The sequence below is a fragment of the Arthrobacter sp. P4_F10 genome (assembly GCF_056401435.1).
Genome location: NZ_JBFUJJ010000009.1, coordinates 94,011 through 106,767 on the forward strand (window position 1 = coordinate 94,011; position 12,757 = coordinate 106,767).

The 12,757-nt window shown below is 68.3% G+C and carries 11 protein-coding genes; 8 read left to right on the forward strand and 3 right to left on the reverse strand.

Features of this window, described 5'->3' with window-relative positions; translation table 11 throughout:
* Positions 1-30: 30 nt before the first annotated feature.
* From AC1DR1_RS11915 to AC1DR1_RS11925, 3 genes are all read right to left on the reverse strand, one after another.
* On the reverse strand, positions 31-1,731 hold the full coding sequence (locus tag AC1DR1_RS11915; protein WP_476992635.1) for a DUF885 domain-containing protein: 1,701 nt from the start codon (positions 1,729-1,731) through the stop codon (positions 31-33).
* Between the two features lie 96 nt (positions 1,732-1,827).
* Positions 1,828-2,082, reverse strand: a complete 255-nt coding sequence (locus AC1DR1_RS11920; protein WP_414645537.1) for an acyl-CoA carboxylase subunit epsilon — start codon at positions 2,080-2,082, stop codon at positions 1,828-1,830.
* On the reverse strand, positions 2,082-3,665 hold the full coding sequence (locus AC1DR1_RS11925; RefSeq protein ID WP_229993782.1) for an acyl-CoA carboxylase subunit beta: 1,584 nt from the start codon (positions 3,663-3,665) through the stop codon (positions 2,082-2,084). Before AC1DR1_RS11925 ends, AC1DR1_RS11920 begins: the two co-directional genes overlap by 1 nt.
* Before the next feature lie 203 nt (positions 3,666-3,868).
* On the opposite strand from AC1DR1_RS11925, the gene AC1DR1_RS11930 reads away from it, so the two are divergent.
* The 8 genes from AC1DR1_RS11930 to AC1DR1_RS11965 all read left to right on the forward strand — a co-directional run bounded on the left by AC1DR1_RS11930 (position 3,869) and on the right by AC1DR1_RS11965 (position 12,643).
* A complete protein-coding gene (locus AC1DR1_RS11930) occupies positions 3,869-4,759 on the forward strand; it encodes an SDR family oxidoreductase (RefSeq protein WP_476992636.1) in 891 nt (296 codons plus the stop codon).
* 186 nt (positions 4,760-4,945) lie between these two features.
* Positions 4,946-5,884 (forward strand): biotin--[acetyl-CoA-carboxylase] ligase, encoded by a 939-nt coding sequence (locus AC1DR1_RS11935; RefSeq protein WP_229993780.1) that lies wholly within the window; start codon positions 4,946-4,948, stop codon positions 5,882-5,884.
* Positions 5,877-6,476 (forward strand): PH domain-containing protein, encoded by a 600-nt coding sequence (locus tag AC1DR1_RS11940; protein ID WP_476966505.1) that lies wholly within the window; start codon positions 5,877-5,879, stop codon positions 6,474-6,476. The genes AC1DR1_RS11935 and AC1DR1_RS11940 overlap by 8 nt, the downstream gene beginning before the upstream one ends.
* Positions 6,466-7,746 carry an adenylate/guanylate cyclase domain-containing protein gene (locus tag AC1DR1_RS11945; RefSeq protein ID WP_476992637.1) on the forward strand — a complete coding sequence of 427 codons (1,281 nt, stop codon included), beginning with the start codon at positions 6,466-6,468 and terminating at the stop codon, positions 7,744-7,746. Before AC1DR1_RS11940 ends, AC1DR1_RS11945 begins: the two co-directional genes overlap by 11 nt.
* A 155-nt stretch (positions 7,747-7,901) precedes the next feature.
* A complete protein-coding gene (locus AC1DR1_RS11950; protein ID WP_476992638.1) occupies positions 7,902-8,690 on the forward strand; it encodes a PP2C family protein-serine/threonine phosphatase in 789 nt (262 codons plus the stop codon).
* A 149-nt stretch (positions 8,691-8,839) separates the two neighbouring features.
* Complete coding sequence (ligA, locus tag AC1DR1_RS11955) at positions 8,840-11,161, forward strand: NAD-dependent DNA ligase LigA (protein WP_476992665.1); 2,322 nt, start codon at positions 8,840-8,842, stop codon at positions 11,159-11,161.
* Positions 11,158-12,000, forward strand: a complete 843-nt coding sequence (locus tag AC1DR1_RS11960; protein ID WP_476992639.1) for an inositol monophosphatase family protein — start codon at positions 11,158-11,160, stop codon at positions 11,998-12,000. Before ligA ends, AC1DR1_RS11960 begins: the two co-directional genes overlap by 4 nt.
* A gap of 139 nt (positions 12,001-12,139) precedes the next feature.
* Entirely contained in the window at positions 12,140-12,643 is a 504-nt protein-coding gene (locus AC1DR1_RS11965; RefSeq protein WP_229993774.1) for a GNAT family N-acetyltransferase, read from the forward strand.
* Positions 12,644-12,757 lie beyond the last annotated feature (114 nt).

Genomic DNA, 12,757 nt, shown 5'->3' on the forward strand with positions numbered 1-12,757 from the left:
TGTCGAGTTTCGGTTCGCGCGGAACGCGACCTACCCCAGCAGAGCGCGCTTGAGGGTGTCGAGGCCCACCGAGCCGATGTTCAGGGCCTTGGTGTGGAAGGCCTTGAGGTCGAAGCCGGGGCGGGATTCCAGCTCTGCCCGGATCTGCTCCCAGAGCCGCTGGCCCACCTTGTAGGACGGTGCCTGTCCCGGCCAGCCCAGGTAGCGCGTGAACTCGAACTTCAGCTGGCCCTCACTGATCGGCAGGTTGGCGCGGAGGAACTCAAAACCCTTGTCCGCTGTCCAGATGCCGCTGCCCCAGCGCTCGGGGACCTCAAGCTCCAGGTGCACGCCGATGTCGAACACCACGCGGGCCGCACGCATGCGCTGCATGTCCAGCATGCCCATGTGGTCGCCCGGATCGCCGAGGTAGCCGAGTTCCTGCATGAGCCTCTCCGCATAGAGCGCCCAGCCTTCCCCGTGGCCCGAGGTCCAGCACACGCTGCGGCGCCACTTGTTCAGCAGCTCGCGGCGGTAGGTGGCGGTAGCAACCTGGAGGTGGTGGCCGGGTACGCCCTCGTGATACACCGTGGTGGTTTCGGCCCAGGTGGTGAAGGTGTCCTCGCCGGCCGGCACGGACCACCACATCCGGCCGGGACGGCTGAAGTCCTCCGAGGGGCCCGTGTAGTAGATGCCGCCTTCATCGGTGGGTGCGATCCGGCACTCCAGCGTTTTCATGACGTCCGGGATCTCGAAGTGGACGCCGGCGAGCTCCGCGACGGCTTTGTCGGAAAGTTCCTGCATCCAGGCCTGGAGGGCGTCGGTGCCCTTGAGCTGGCGGGCGGGATCGTTGTTCAGGATCTCCTTGGCTTCCTCGACTGTGGCGCCGGGCCGGATTTCCCCGGCCACGCGTTCCTGTTCGGCGATGAGGCGGTCGAGTTCCTGGACGCCCCACGCGTAGGTCTCCTCCAGGTCCACGGTGGCGCCGAGGAAGTCCCGGGATGCCAGGGCGTAGCGCTCGCGGCCCACGGCGTCCTTGGCCGGGGCGACGGGCAGGAGTTCGGCCTCGAGGAAGCCAGCGAGCCGGGAGTACGCCACCCGGGCGGCGGCCGTGCCGGCGTCGAGCTGGAACTGCAGTTCCGCCGGGAGCGGGCCCTCCGCGGTCTTGGCGCCGGCGGCGAGCTTCGCGAAGAAGCCGTCTTCCGCAGCGTGCTTGGTGGCCTGCTCGATCACGATCGACACCTGGCGGGCAGCGGCCACCTTGCCGTCCTGCATCGCCGAACGCAGCGACTCGATGTACCCGTCGATCGCGGCGGGGACATTGTGGGCCCGGCCCGCGATGTGCCCCCACTGCCCGGCGGTGTCCGTCGGCATGAGGTCAAAGATTGCGCGGATGTCCTGGGACGGGGACGCGATGTTGTTCAGATCGGCCGTGTGCCAGCCCGATTCGTGGATTTCCAGCTGCAGGCCCAGCCGCTCGTGCATGGCGTCGAGGGTGACGGCGTCGACGTCGTCAACCGGCTCCAGCCCGTCCAGCGCCGCGAGGGCCTCGCGCGCGGCGGCCGCGAATTCCTCGTGGCCCGAGGGGGAAAAGTCCTGGTACTCGGTCTCGTGCCCGGGCAGGCCGAGCTCGGTGGCGAAGCTCGGGTTGAGCCGGATCAGGGAGTCCGTGTAGGCGTCGGCGACGGCGTCAATGGCGGTCTGCGGGCGCGCGGGGGCAGTGTTGTCTGAGGCGATGATTTCGGTAGTCACCCGACGAGACTAGCCCGGCCGCGGTGGTTATGAAAGAGTCACTGAACTTTTTTCCGGGGCAGGGTAAGAAACAGGCTGCCGCCCAGCCGAGGACGCTCAGCCGAGGCTTCGGCGCCAGGCTTCCGGGCCGGGCCTGGGTGCCAGCCGAAGCTGCTGCCGGCGGACCCAGTGCCGGACACCGGGGCTTTCCGGGGCGGCCTGCTGGGCCTGCCCCAGGGACAGCACGACGGCGGTCAGCGCCGCCAGCTCTTCCGGCGTCGGTTCTCCCTTGGCGACCGAGAACAGGACCTCGGGTGTGGCCTCCGGCCCGGTGGCTGGCTCGAGGGGGCTGGTGGCTGGGCCGGTGGGGATCACAGCGGGATGTTCCCGTGCTTCTTGGCGGGCAGGGCGGCCCGCTTGTCCCGGAGGGCGCGCAGGCCCTTGATGATCTGCACCCGGGTCTCGGACGGTGCGATGACGGCGTCCACGTAGCCGAGCTGGGCGGCCTGATAGGGGTTGAGCAGCTCTTCCTCGTACTGGCGGATCACCTCGGCGCGCTTGGCCTCGACGTCGCCGCCGTTCTCTGCCACCGCGGCGAGTTCACGGCGGTACAGGATGTTCACGGCGCCTTGGGCGCCCATGACGCCGATCTGGGCGGTGGGCCAGGCGAGGTTGAGGTCCGCGCCAAGCTTCTTGGAGCCCATCACAATGTAGGCCCCGCCGTAGGCCTTGCGGGTGATCACGGTCAGCTTGGGCACGGTGGCCTCGGCGTAGGCGTACAGCAGTTTCGCGCCGCGGCGGATGATGCCCTGGAACTCCTGGTCCTTGCCGGGCAGGAAGCCCGGGACATCAACGAGCGTGATGATGGGGATGTTGAAGGCATCGCAGTGCCGGACGAAACGGGCGGCCTTCTCCGATGCCGCAATGTCCAGGGTGCCGGCGAACTGCATGGGCTGGTTGGCCACGATGCCCACCGTGTGGCCCTCCACCCGGCCGTAGCCGATGATGACGTTCGGGGCGTAGAGGGACTGCATCTCCAGGAAGTGAGCGTCGTCGACGATCTGCTCGATGACCTTGCGCATGTCGTACGGCTGGTTGGCCGAGTCCGGGATCAGCGCGTCCAGGGCGAGGTCGTCGTCGTCGACCTCCAGCTCCTGGGAGTGCTCCAGCGCCGGAGCTTCGGCGAGGTTGTTGGAGGGCAGGAAGTCCAGCAGTTCGCGGACGAACTCGACCGCGTCGGCCTCGTCGGAGGCCAGGTACGTCGAGGTGCCGGTGTTGGCGTTGTGCTGGCGGGCACCGCCGAGGGTTTCCATGTCCACGTCTTCGCCGGTGACGGTCTTGATGACGTCCGGGCCGGTGATGAACATGTGGGAGGTCTTGTCCACCATGACCACGTAGTCGGTCAGGGCGGGGGAGTACGCCGCGCCGCCGGCGGAGGGGCCCATGATGAGGGAGATCTGCGGGACGACTCCGGAGGCGTGGACGTTGTTGCGGAAGATGTCCGCGAACATGGCCAGGGAGGCGACGCCCTCCTGGATGCGGGCACCGCCGCCGTCGAGGATCCCGACCACCGGGCAGCCGTTGCGCAGCGCGAACTCCTGGACCTTGACGATCTTTTCGCCGTTGACCTGGCTCAGCGAGCCGCCGTAGACGGAGAAGTCCTGGCTGTAGACCGCGACCGGGCGGCCGTCCACCGTGCCGTAGCCGGAGACGAGCCCGTCGCCCAGCGGCTTCTTCTTCTCCATGCCGAACGCGGTGGAGCGGTGCACGGCCAGCGCGTCGAATTCGACGAAGGAGCCGGCGTCCAGCAGCAGGTCGATGCGCTCGCGGGCGGTGTTCTTGCCGCGCGCGTGCTGCTTGGCGATCGCTTCCGGACCGGAGGGCTGCTCGGCACGGGCCTGGCGGTCGCGGAAATCTGCAATCTTTCCCGCAGTCGTGGTCAGATCGTGGCTCATCAAGTGTCTCCGGCTCTGTTGCTAAGTTGTACGGCGCCCGTCTGCTGTGTCCTTTGGCTGGAATCCACAAAAGCAGGGCTCTGCTGGCAAGTCTAGTGACGGTATTGGCAGGTGCCGCTGTAGGGAACCTACAATTTTCCCGCCGCGAAGCTCCCGCACCGCCTTGTTACCCGTCAGTAACATCAGTCCGCTAGAGTGTGGGCATGACTTCAAGCAATGATGCTTCGGGCACCGCCGCAGGGCCGTACCAGGCCGCCGGTTCCCTCCAGGGCCGCACTGTCCTCATCTCCGGGGGCAGCCGGGGCATCGGCCTCGCGATCGCGCTCCGCGCAGCCCGGGACGGCGCCAACATCGTTCTGATGGCCAAGACCGGCCAGCCGCACGCCAGGCTGGAGGGTACCGTGTACACCGCCGCCGAACAGATCGAGGCCGCCGGCGGCCAGGCGCTGCCGCTGGTCGGCGACGTCCGCAACGACGCCGACGTCGCCGGCGCTGTCGGCGCCGCTGTGGACCGCTTTGGCGGGATCGACGTCGTCATTAACAATGCTTCGGCGATCGATCTCTCCGCGACCGACGACGTGGACATGAAGCGCTACGACCTCATGCAGGACATCAACGTCCGTGGCACCTTCCTGCTCTCGAAGATGGCGCTGCCGGCCCTGCGGGCATCCGAGGCCGGGTACATCCTCACGCTCTCCCCGCCCCTGAACCTGGACCCCAAGTGGGCCGGCCTGCACCTGGCCTACACCATGGCGAAATACGGCATGAGCCTGACCACGCTGGGGCTGGCCGAGGAACTCAAAGCCGACGGCGTCACCGTGAACTCGCTCTGGCCCTGTACCTTGATCGACACCGCGGCGATCCGCAACATGCCCGGCGGCGACAGAATCGTCAAGGGCGCCCGCAGCCCCGAAATCATGGCCGACGCCGCCCACGCCGTGCTGACTGGCGCCAATGCGGTCCCGGCTCACGGCAGCCGGAGCGGAAACTTCTACACGGATGAAGAAGTTCTGGCGGCGGCAGGGGTAACGGACTTCAGCCCGTACAGCCTCGGCGCGCCGGAGGATCAGCTGGTGCCGGACATCTTCCTCTGAACTTGCTGAGTGTTTTCGGCCGCCTGCCCTGCGGAAATTCCCCTGCTTTGAGGATCTGACGCCGAAAATCCCCGGCGTGTCCGGCCGACCCGCCGGACATGCCGGCCAAAGGTGGGGAGTTTCAGCAGAGGTTTTGAGTCAACGGGGGCGGGAGCCTCGGTGCGCTTTCCTCGGTAGGATTCAAGCATGGAAGCCGTGCAGGAAACCCCGGACCGTCCGCCCCTCGACCTGAGTGCCCTCAGCGATGAGGCGTTCCTGTCCGCCAACGGAATTCCGCGGCTGACGGTGGTTGAGTCCACCGGCTCCACCAATGCCGATCTCCTCCGCGGCGTGACCGAGGATCCCACCGCCTGGCCGGACCTGTCGGTGCTGACCGCCGAGTACCAAAGCGCCGCGCGCGGCCGGCTCGACCGCCGCTGGGAGGCGCCGGCCCGCAGCTCCGTCTCCGTCTCGCTGGTGCTGCGGCCCGTCAACGCGGCCGGCCGGCCGCTGCCGACCCACAGCTACTCCTGGCTCTCCCTCCTGGCCGCCCTTGCCCTGCGTGAGGCCCTGACGGAAACGGCTGGCCTTCCGGCGGAACTCAAATGGCCCAACGACGTCCTGGTGCGGGGCCGGAAGATCGCAGGCATCCTGGCCCAGCTCGGTCCGCTCGGCGGCGCCGGCACGCCCCCGGTCATCCTGGGAACGGGCCTGAACGTCACGCTGACCGAGCCCGAGCTCCCGGTCCCCACCGCCACGTCCGTGTTGCTGGAGAATCCGGACACGGTAGACCGGACGGAGCTCCTGAAGAGCTACCTGTCCCGCTTCGCCACCCTCTACCGGAGTTTCTGCAACGCCGACGGCGACCCCTCCGCCGGCATGGCCGGCGGCCCGTCGCTGCATAAGAGGGTGGAACACCTGCTGTCGACCCTCGGCAAGCAGGTCCGTGCCCAGCTCCCGGGCGATCACGAGATTATTGGCCACGCCACGCGCCTGGACGAATACGGTTCGCTCCTGGTGGTCGACGCAGCGGGCCATGAGCATGTGGTGACGGCCGGCGACGTCGTGCACCTGAGGCCGTGGAACCCGGCCGGAACCGGCGGGCAGGGCGACGGCCGCGGCGGCGCGGAAAGCGGTTATGCGTAAAGTGCTCCTGCCGGGAGAGCAAGTGATTGTGGTGACCCGGCCCCAGCCCAGGATGCTCATTGTCCCGGGGCTGATGTTCATTGTCGTTCCGGCGTTGGCGGCCTACGCCTGCGCCTGGGTTGTCAAGGGCGGGCCGGCGCGGCTCATTCCGCTCATCCCCAAGGACTGGACGCCCTGGCTGGTTGCCGTGTGCCTGGGGTTGGCGGCGTGGGTGCTGGTGGGCTACTGCCTCCCGCGGGTCATTGCGTGGCACGCCACCCGCTACATCCTGACCAGCCAGCGCTTAGTTACCCGGTACGGCATGTTACGGCGGCGCGATGAACAGGTTGCCCTCGCCGCCGTCCGCCATGTGGCCATTGAGCAATCGTTGTTGCAGCGGCTATTGCGCTCCGGGAATATATCCTTGGAGACCGGGTACCCCGTTGGAATGGTGGTCCCAGATGTCCCGGAGGTCGCGACATTCCGCAACTTCATGCTGGACGCTATCGGCGATCTCCCCAAGGACGAGGTGTTCGGGGCCGATGGCATGACCTACAACCCGGGCGAGGCCTGGCCATGGGAGACGAGAGAAGGTGGAAGAGATGAACGCTGAGAACGTCCACCAGGACATCGACCTCGCTGCCCCTGATTTGCCCCGGGAGCCCGAAGACGTCGCCGGCCCGGCTGCGCCCGGCAGCGGCGCCGAGACCGCCTTCGACACTGAAGCCGGCGCGCTCATCGGTCCCGAAGCCGAATTCGAACCCGCCGAATCCGAATCTGAACCCGCCGAACCCGAATTCGAGCGCGCCCCGGAACCTGCCACTCCGCCTACTGGAACGATGTCCGCCGAACGGCTTGCCGCCAAGGCCCTCGAAGCCCGCCTGCTGGGCGGCGAACGCAAGCTCCGGCGCCGTGAAGTCGCCGCCGGCGCCGGACTCTCGCTGCTCTCTGCCCGGAAACTCTGGCGCGCCCTCGGCTTTCCCAACCTCGGGGATGAGGATGTGGCCTTCACCGAGCGCGACCAGTCCGCCCTGTCCACCATCGTGGACCTCGTGCGTGACGGCAAGCTCACGGAGGAAGCCGCCATCTCCATCACCCGGGCCATCGGTCAGATGACCGACCGGATGGTCGTGTGGCAGATCGAGGCCCTGGTGGAGGACATGGTCCAGGAACAGGGCGTGCCGGACGCCGTCGCGCGCAAGCGGCTGGTCAGCGAGCTGCCGAACCTTATTGACGCCCTCGAGGAAATGCTCGTCTATTCTTGGCGCCGGCAGCTCAACGCCGGTGTGCAGCGCCTGGCCGTCCGGGCCGAGGCCGGACTGCAGTCCAGCGAAGAGGGCCGCGAAGGCGACGAGGACGATTCGCCGCTGCCGCTGGCCCGGGCCGTTGGCTTCGCCGACCTGGTGTCCTACACCAGCCTGTCCCGCCGGATGAACGAGAAAACCCTCGCCCAGCTGGTGCAGCGCTTCGAGAACAAATGTGCCGAAATCATCTCCGTCGGCGGCGGCCGGCTGGTCAAGACCGTCGGCGACGAAGTCCTCTACATTGCCGAGACCCCCGCGGCCGGCGCCGAGATCTCCCTGGCACTGTRCCGTGCCTTCACCGAGGACGAGATCCTGCCCCAGGCCCGCGTGGCCATGGTCTGGGGCCGCATCCTCTCCCGCCTCGGCGACATCTACGGACCCACCGTCAACCTCGCCGCCCGCCTGACGGTCCTCGCGGACCCCGGAACGGTACTGGTGGATTCGATGACCGCGGCCGCGCTGGAGCAGGACGAACGCTTCGTCCTCGTGCCCCGCCCGGCCGAGGACGTCCGCGGGTTCGGTGAAATCCACCCGGTGCAGCTGCAGCCCGGCAGCGGCCGGGGCCTGATCCTGGACTGATCGCCGGATCAGCCCGGCGGTAGCCCGTGGCGGGCTTCTCAGTTGTGCGGCGCATATGCAATAGTCGGACCGGCAGTTGCGATCCGGCCGGGTTTGTGACCGCCGTCAACCCTCGCGCACCACCGCAGCCGCGCACCACTTCATTGAGGACCGCCATGAACCCAACGCCAGACGCCCCCTTCCCGCCGTCGGACGGGAAACGGGGACCGCGCCTGCGCTGCGGGTACGGCACGGACCGGGGACTGCGCCGGGAGGCGAACGAGGATTCCTTCATTGCCGCAGACCCCGTCTTCGCCGTGGCGGACGGCATGGGAGGGCATGAGGCGGGCGAAGTTGCCAGCGGCATCTGCGTGCGCACCCTGGCCGAGCTGCCACAGTTCAAGACCGGCAGCCGGGACGCGACGGCGGACATCCTCCAGGAGTACCTGCTCATGGCTGACGCCGGCATCCGTCACGCCACCGGATCCCGCGCCGGAACCACCTTGTCCGGCGTCGTGGTGGTGGAACAGCTGGACGTTCCGTACTGGCTTGTCCTCAACATCGGTGATTCACGCACCTACCGGTACAGCCACGGCCAGCTCGCCCAGATCAGTGTGGACCATTCCGAGGTGCAGGAACTCCTTGACACCGGGCAGATCACCGAAGCCGAGGCCGCCGTGTATCCGCGCAGGCATGTCGTGACGCGAGCCCTGGGAACCGGACACGACTTCGAGGCCGACTACTGGCTGCTGCCCCTCGAAGACGGCGACAGGATCCTGGTCTGCTCCGACGGGCTCAACGGGGAACTGGGCGATGAGCAGATTGCCGGCATCCTTGCGGCCGAAGCGGACCCCCAGGCGGCGGTAGACGAACTGATCCAGGCGGCACTGCGCAGCGGCGGCCGGGACAACATCACGGCGATCGTGGTCGACGCCCGGACTGCAAACGAGGATGCGCCCGTCTGACCTCGGCCCCTTGACCGGCCCCACGACCGGACCCCTGACCGGACCATGGGGCGGCCCGGGGCCCTACCCCTGGACCGGACAATGTCGTGGATCTAGGGCAGGATAGGTCTGTGAGCACAGGGAAGACCGCAGCAGAGACCGCAGCAGGGATTGAAAAAGCAGCCGAAGCAGCCCCCGGGCACGCCACGGATCCTCAAGGTCCCGACGGGGGGCAGGTCCCGTCCGGGGACATCCGCGCGGAGTATGAGGACCTTGTGGAACAGGTCCGCAAACACCGTTTTGCGTACTACCAGGAGGACGCTCCGATCATCTCCGACGCCGAGTTCGACGAGCTTTACCGGCGGCTGGAAACGATCGAGGCCATGAATCCGGAACTGGTGGCCAACGATTCGCCCACGCAGGAAGTCGGCGGCGAGGTGTCAGCGGCGTTTACCGCCGTCCAACACCTGCAGCGCATGTACAGCCTGGAGGATGTCTTCTCGCTCGAGGAGCTTGAGGCCTGGATGGTGAAGGCCGAGGCGGGCGTCGCCAAGCTCGGCAACGGCAGCAATGGCGGCAACCAGCCGTCGTGGCTCACCGAACTGAAGATCGACGGCCTGGCCGTCAACCTGCTCTACCGCGACGGGGCGCTGGTCCGGGCCGCCACCCGCGGCGACGGCACCACCGGCGAGGACATCACGCACAACGTCCTGACCATCAAGGAAATCCCGCAGCAACTCAGCGGCAGCGGCTTCCCGGCGGAGATGGAAGTCCGCGGCGAAGTGTTCATCCCGTCCCAGGCCTTCGCGGAATTCAACGAAGCCCTGATCGAGGCCGGCAAAGCGCCGCTGGCCAACCCGCGCAACGCCGCAGCAGGCTCGCTGCGGCAAAAGGACCCCGCCGAAACCGCCAAGCGTCCGCTGCGGATGTACGTCCACGGCATCGGCGCCCGCGAGGGGCTCGACATTGCCAGCCAGTCGGAGACTTACCGCAAGCTCGCCGAGTGGGGACTGCCCACGAGCCCCTACTTCGAGGTCCTCGCCGGGCTGGCGGACGTGATGGACTTCATCAAGCGCTACGGCGACAAGCGGCACAGCCTCACCCACGAGATTGACGGCATTGTCATCAAGGTGGACGACTTCGCCACACAGCGGGCGCTGGGTTACACCACCCGGGTGCCGCGCTGGGCCGTGGCCTACAAGTACCCGCCCGAAGAGGTCCACACCAAGCTGCTCGACATCGCCGTCAACGTCGGCCGCACCGGCCGGGTCACCCCGTACGGCGTGATGGAACCAGTCAAGGTTGCCGGCTCCACCGTGGAAATGGCCACCCTGCACAACCAGGAAGTAGTCAAGGCCAAGGGCGTGAAGATCGGCGACATCGTGGTGTTGCGGAAGGCCGGAGACGTCATTCCGGAAATTGTGGGCCCGGTCCTGGCGCTGCGGGACGCCCAGGACCCGCCCGTCCGCGATTTCATCATGCCCACCGAATGCCCCGCCTGCGGCACGCCCTTGGCCCCCGGAAAGGAAGGGGACGTGGACATCCGCTGCCCCAACTCCCGGTCCTGCCCGGCGCAGTTGCGCGAGCGCGTCTTCCACCTCGCCGGCCGCGGCGCCTTCGACATCGAGGCCCTCGGCTGGGAAGCCGCCATCGCCCTGACCCAGCCCGCCGAGCCCGCAACGCCGCCGCTCACCACCGAGGCGACCCTGTTCAACCTCACTCCGGAGCAGCTCGCGGACGTCCGCGTCCGCCGGGAGAAGCGCTCCAAGGGCGTGGGCGCGGGGGAAATCGAGCTGGTGCCCTACTTCTACACCAAGGCCACCACCAAGACCCCGTCCAAGCCCACGGCCACCACGGACAAGCTCTTCCGGGAATTGGAGAAAGCGAAGTCCCAGCCGCTGTGGCGGGTCCTCGTGGCCCTGTCCATCAGGCACGTCGGCCCGCGGGCCTCGCGCGCCCTTGCTACCGCGTTCGGCAGCATGGACGCCATCCGGCGGGCCTCCGAGGAGGAGCTCGCCAGCGTCGACGGCGTGGGTCCGGTCATCGCCCAGGCGCTGACCGAATGGTTTGCCGAGGACTGGCACCGCGACATCGTGGACTGCTGGGCGGACGCCGGCGTCCGGATGGCGGACGAACGCGACGAGTCCACGCCCAGGACCCTGGAAGGGCTGACCATCGTGGTGACCGGAAGCCTCGAGGGCTTCAGCCGCGATGAAGCCAAGGAAGCCATCCTGATCCGCGGCGGCAAAGCGGCCGGCTCGGTCTCGAAGAACACCAGCTACGTGGTGGCGGGCGATAACGCCGGCACCAAACTGGACAAGGCCGAACAACTCGGAGTCCCGGTGCTGGATGAGGACGGCTTCCGGGCGCTGCTGGCGGACGGGCCGGCCCGGACCACCGCGGACAGCGTTACGGACGGCGTCCCGGAAGGCGTCCAGGATACTGGCGACGACGGCGAGTTCCTCGGCGTCGAGGCTGCGGCGGCCGAATGAGCACGCGCCCCGCCGGTCCTCCCGAGTCCGCGCCCGGCATTCCTGCCTTGCTGGAGCTGGCCAAGTCGGCCGCGGCGGCGGGGGCCGCTGTCCTGGCCACCCGGAAAACCGCCGCCCTGGACGTCAGCAACAAGGGCGACTCAGGGGACTGGGTGACGGCCTTCGACCTCGCCGCCGAGGCCGCCGTCCGTGACGTCATCACCGCCGCCCGGCCGCGGGACATCATCACGGGGGAGGAGGGCGGCACCGTCCTGCCGGCGGCGCCCAGCGGCTACCGCTGGTCCATCGACCCGCTCGATGGCACCACCAATTTCATCCGCAACATCGTCTACTACGCCACCTCCGTGGCAGTGGCGGACGCCGACGGCGTCTGGCTGGCCGGCGTCGTCAGCGCACCGGCGCTGGGACGCACCTACTACGCGTCCCGCGGCGAGGGGGCCTGGCTCCAGGAGCAGGGCCAGCTGACCGCCCTCTTCGGGCCGGTCCCCGGCCGGACCGGCCAGATCCTGGCCACCGGCTTCAGCTACGATCCCGACGTCCGGGCGGAACAGGCCACCGGCCTCGGCAGCCTGATGGACGGCTTCGCCGACATGCGCCGGCTCGGCTCGGCGGCGCTGGACCTCTGCCTCGTGGCGGACGGCACCCACGACGCCTACGGTGAGCGTGGGCTCAACGAACACGACTTCGCGGCCGGGGCCCTGATCGCCGAGGAAGCAGGCTGCTGGGTGCGCAGGCCGCGGCTCACCAGCCCCCTGGCCGGCGGCCCCTCCGACGACGAGCGCCTCGCCGCGTGGACGTGCGCCGGACCGCTGGAACTCTCCGGCAAGTTCCCGCTCTAACGTCGTCTCGCCGGGCCGGCCCCGGCTGGAATGATGGGCCCGAATGATGGTCCTGAGTGATGGGCCTCTGAGTGATAGTTCAGTCACGGAAACGGCTTTTCCGGGCACGGCCCGGTCCGGGCGCCCGTACCATTGACAGGTGCCTTCGCAGATCCTCATTCGCCCCGCCGTTCCGGCCGATTACGACGCCATAGCGCGCATCACCCGGGACGCCTACCTGGCGGCGGGCTATTTTGAGAGCGCCGACCACCCGTACATGCAGCAGATCCAGAAGGTCGGGCAGCGCGCGTCCGCCGCGACGGTTTGGGTCGCGGAGCGCGAGGGCCGGATCCTGGGCTCCGTGACGCTGGCGGTCGCCGGTGAGCCCTACGCGGACATCGCCCAAAGCGACGAGCTCGAGTTCCGGATGCTCGTGGTGGACCCGTCCGTCCAGCGCAGCGGCGCCGGCAAGGCCATGGTCCAGGCCATCATCGACCATGCCAAGGCCCTGCCCGGAATCCACGCCGTGGCCCTCACCACGGGCGAGAGCTGGGAAAGTGCCCACGGCCTCTACCGGAAGACCGGCTTCCTGCGGGCGCCGGAGCGCGACTGGCTGGTGCCGGGCACAAACATCAAACTGCTCGTTTACCGCCAGGAGCTCTAGGCAGGGCAGAGGCCCCGCGCAGGGCCGCCGACACAAAGCAACCCGGTTTGGCAGGTCTTGGCCCTGGCGACCTAAAGTTGTGCCGATCCCCTGCGGCAACTGCGAAAGGCCCAC

Bases quoted from the DNA above. Each gene is read 5' to 3' on its own strand.
- AC1DR1_RS11925 (WP_229993782.1), bottom strand. From the start codon at position 3,665: ATGAGCCACGATCTGACCACGACTGCGGGAAAGATTGCAGATTTCCGC.
- AC1DR1_RS11935 (WP_229993780.1), top strand. From the start codon at position 4,946: ATGGAAGCCGTGCAGGAAACCCCGGACCGTCCGCCCCTCGACCTGAGT.
- AC1DR1_RS11960 (WP_476992639.1), top strand. From the start codon at position 11,158: ATGAGCACGCGCCCCGCCGGTCCTCCCGAGTCCGCGCCCGGCATTCCT.
- AC1DR1_RS11930 (WP_476992636.1), top strand. From the start codon at position 3,869: ATGACTTCAAGCAATGATGCTTCGGGCACCGCCGCAGGGCCGTACCAG.
- AC1DR1_RS11940 (WP_476966505.1), top strand. From the start codon at position 5,877: ATGCGTAAAGTGCTCCTGCCGGGAGAGCAAGTGATTGTGGTGACCCGG.
- AC1DR1_RS11950 (WP_476992638.1), top strand. From the start codon at position 7,902: ATGAACCCAACGCCAGACGCCCCCTTCCCGCCGTCGGACGGGAAACGG.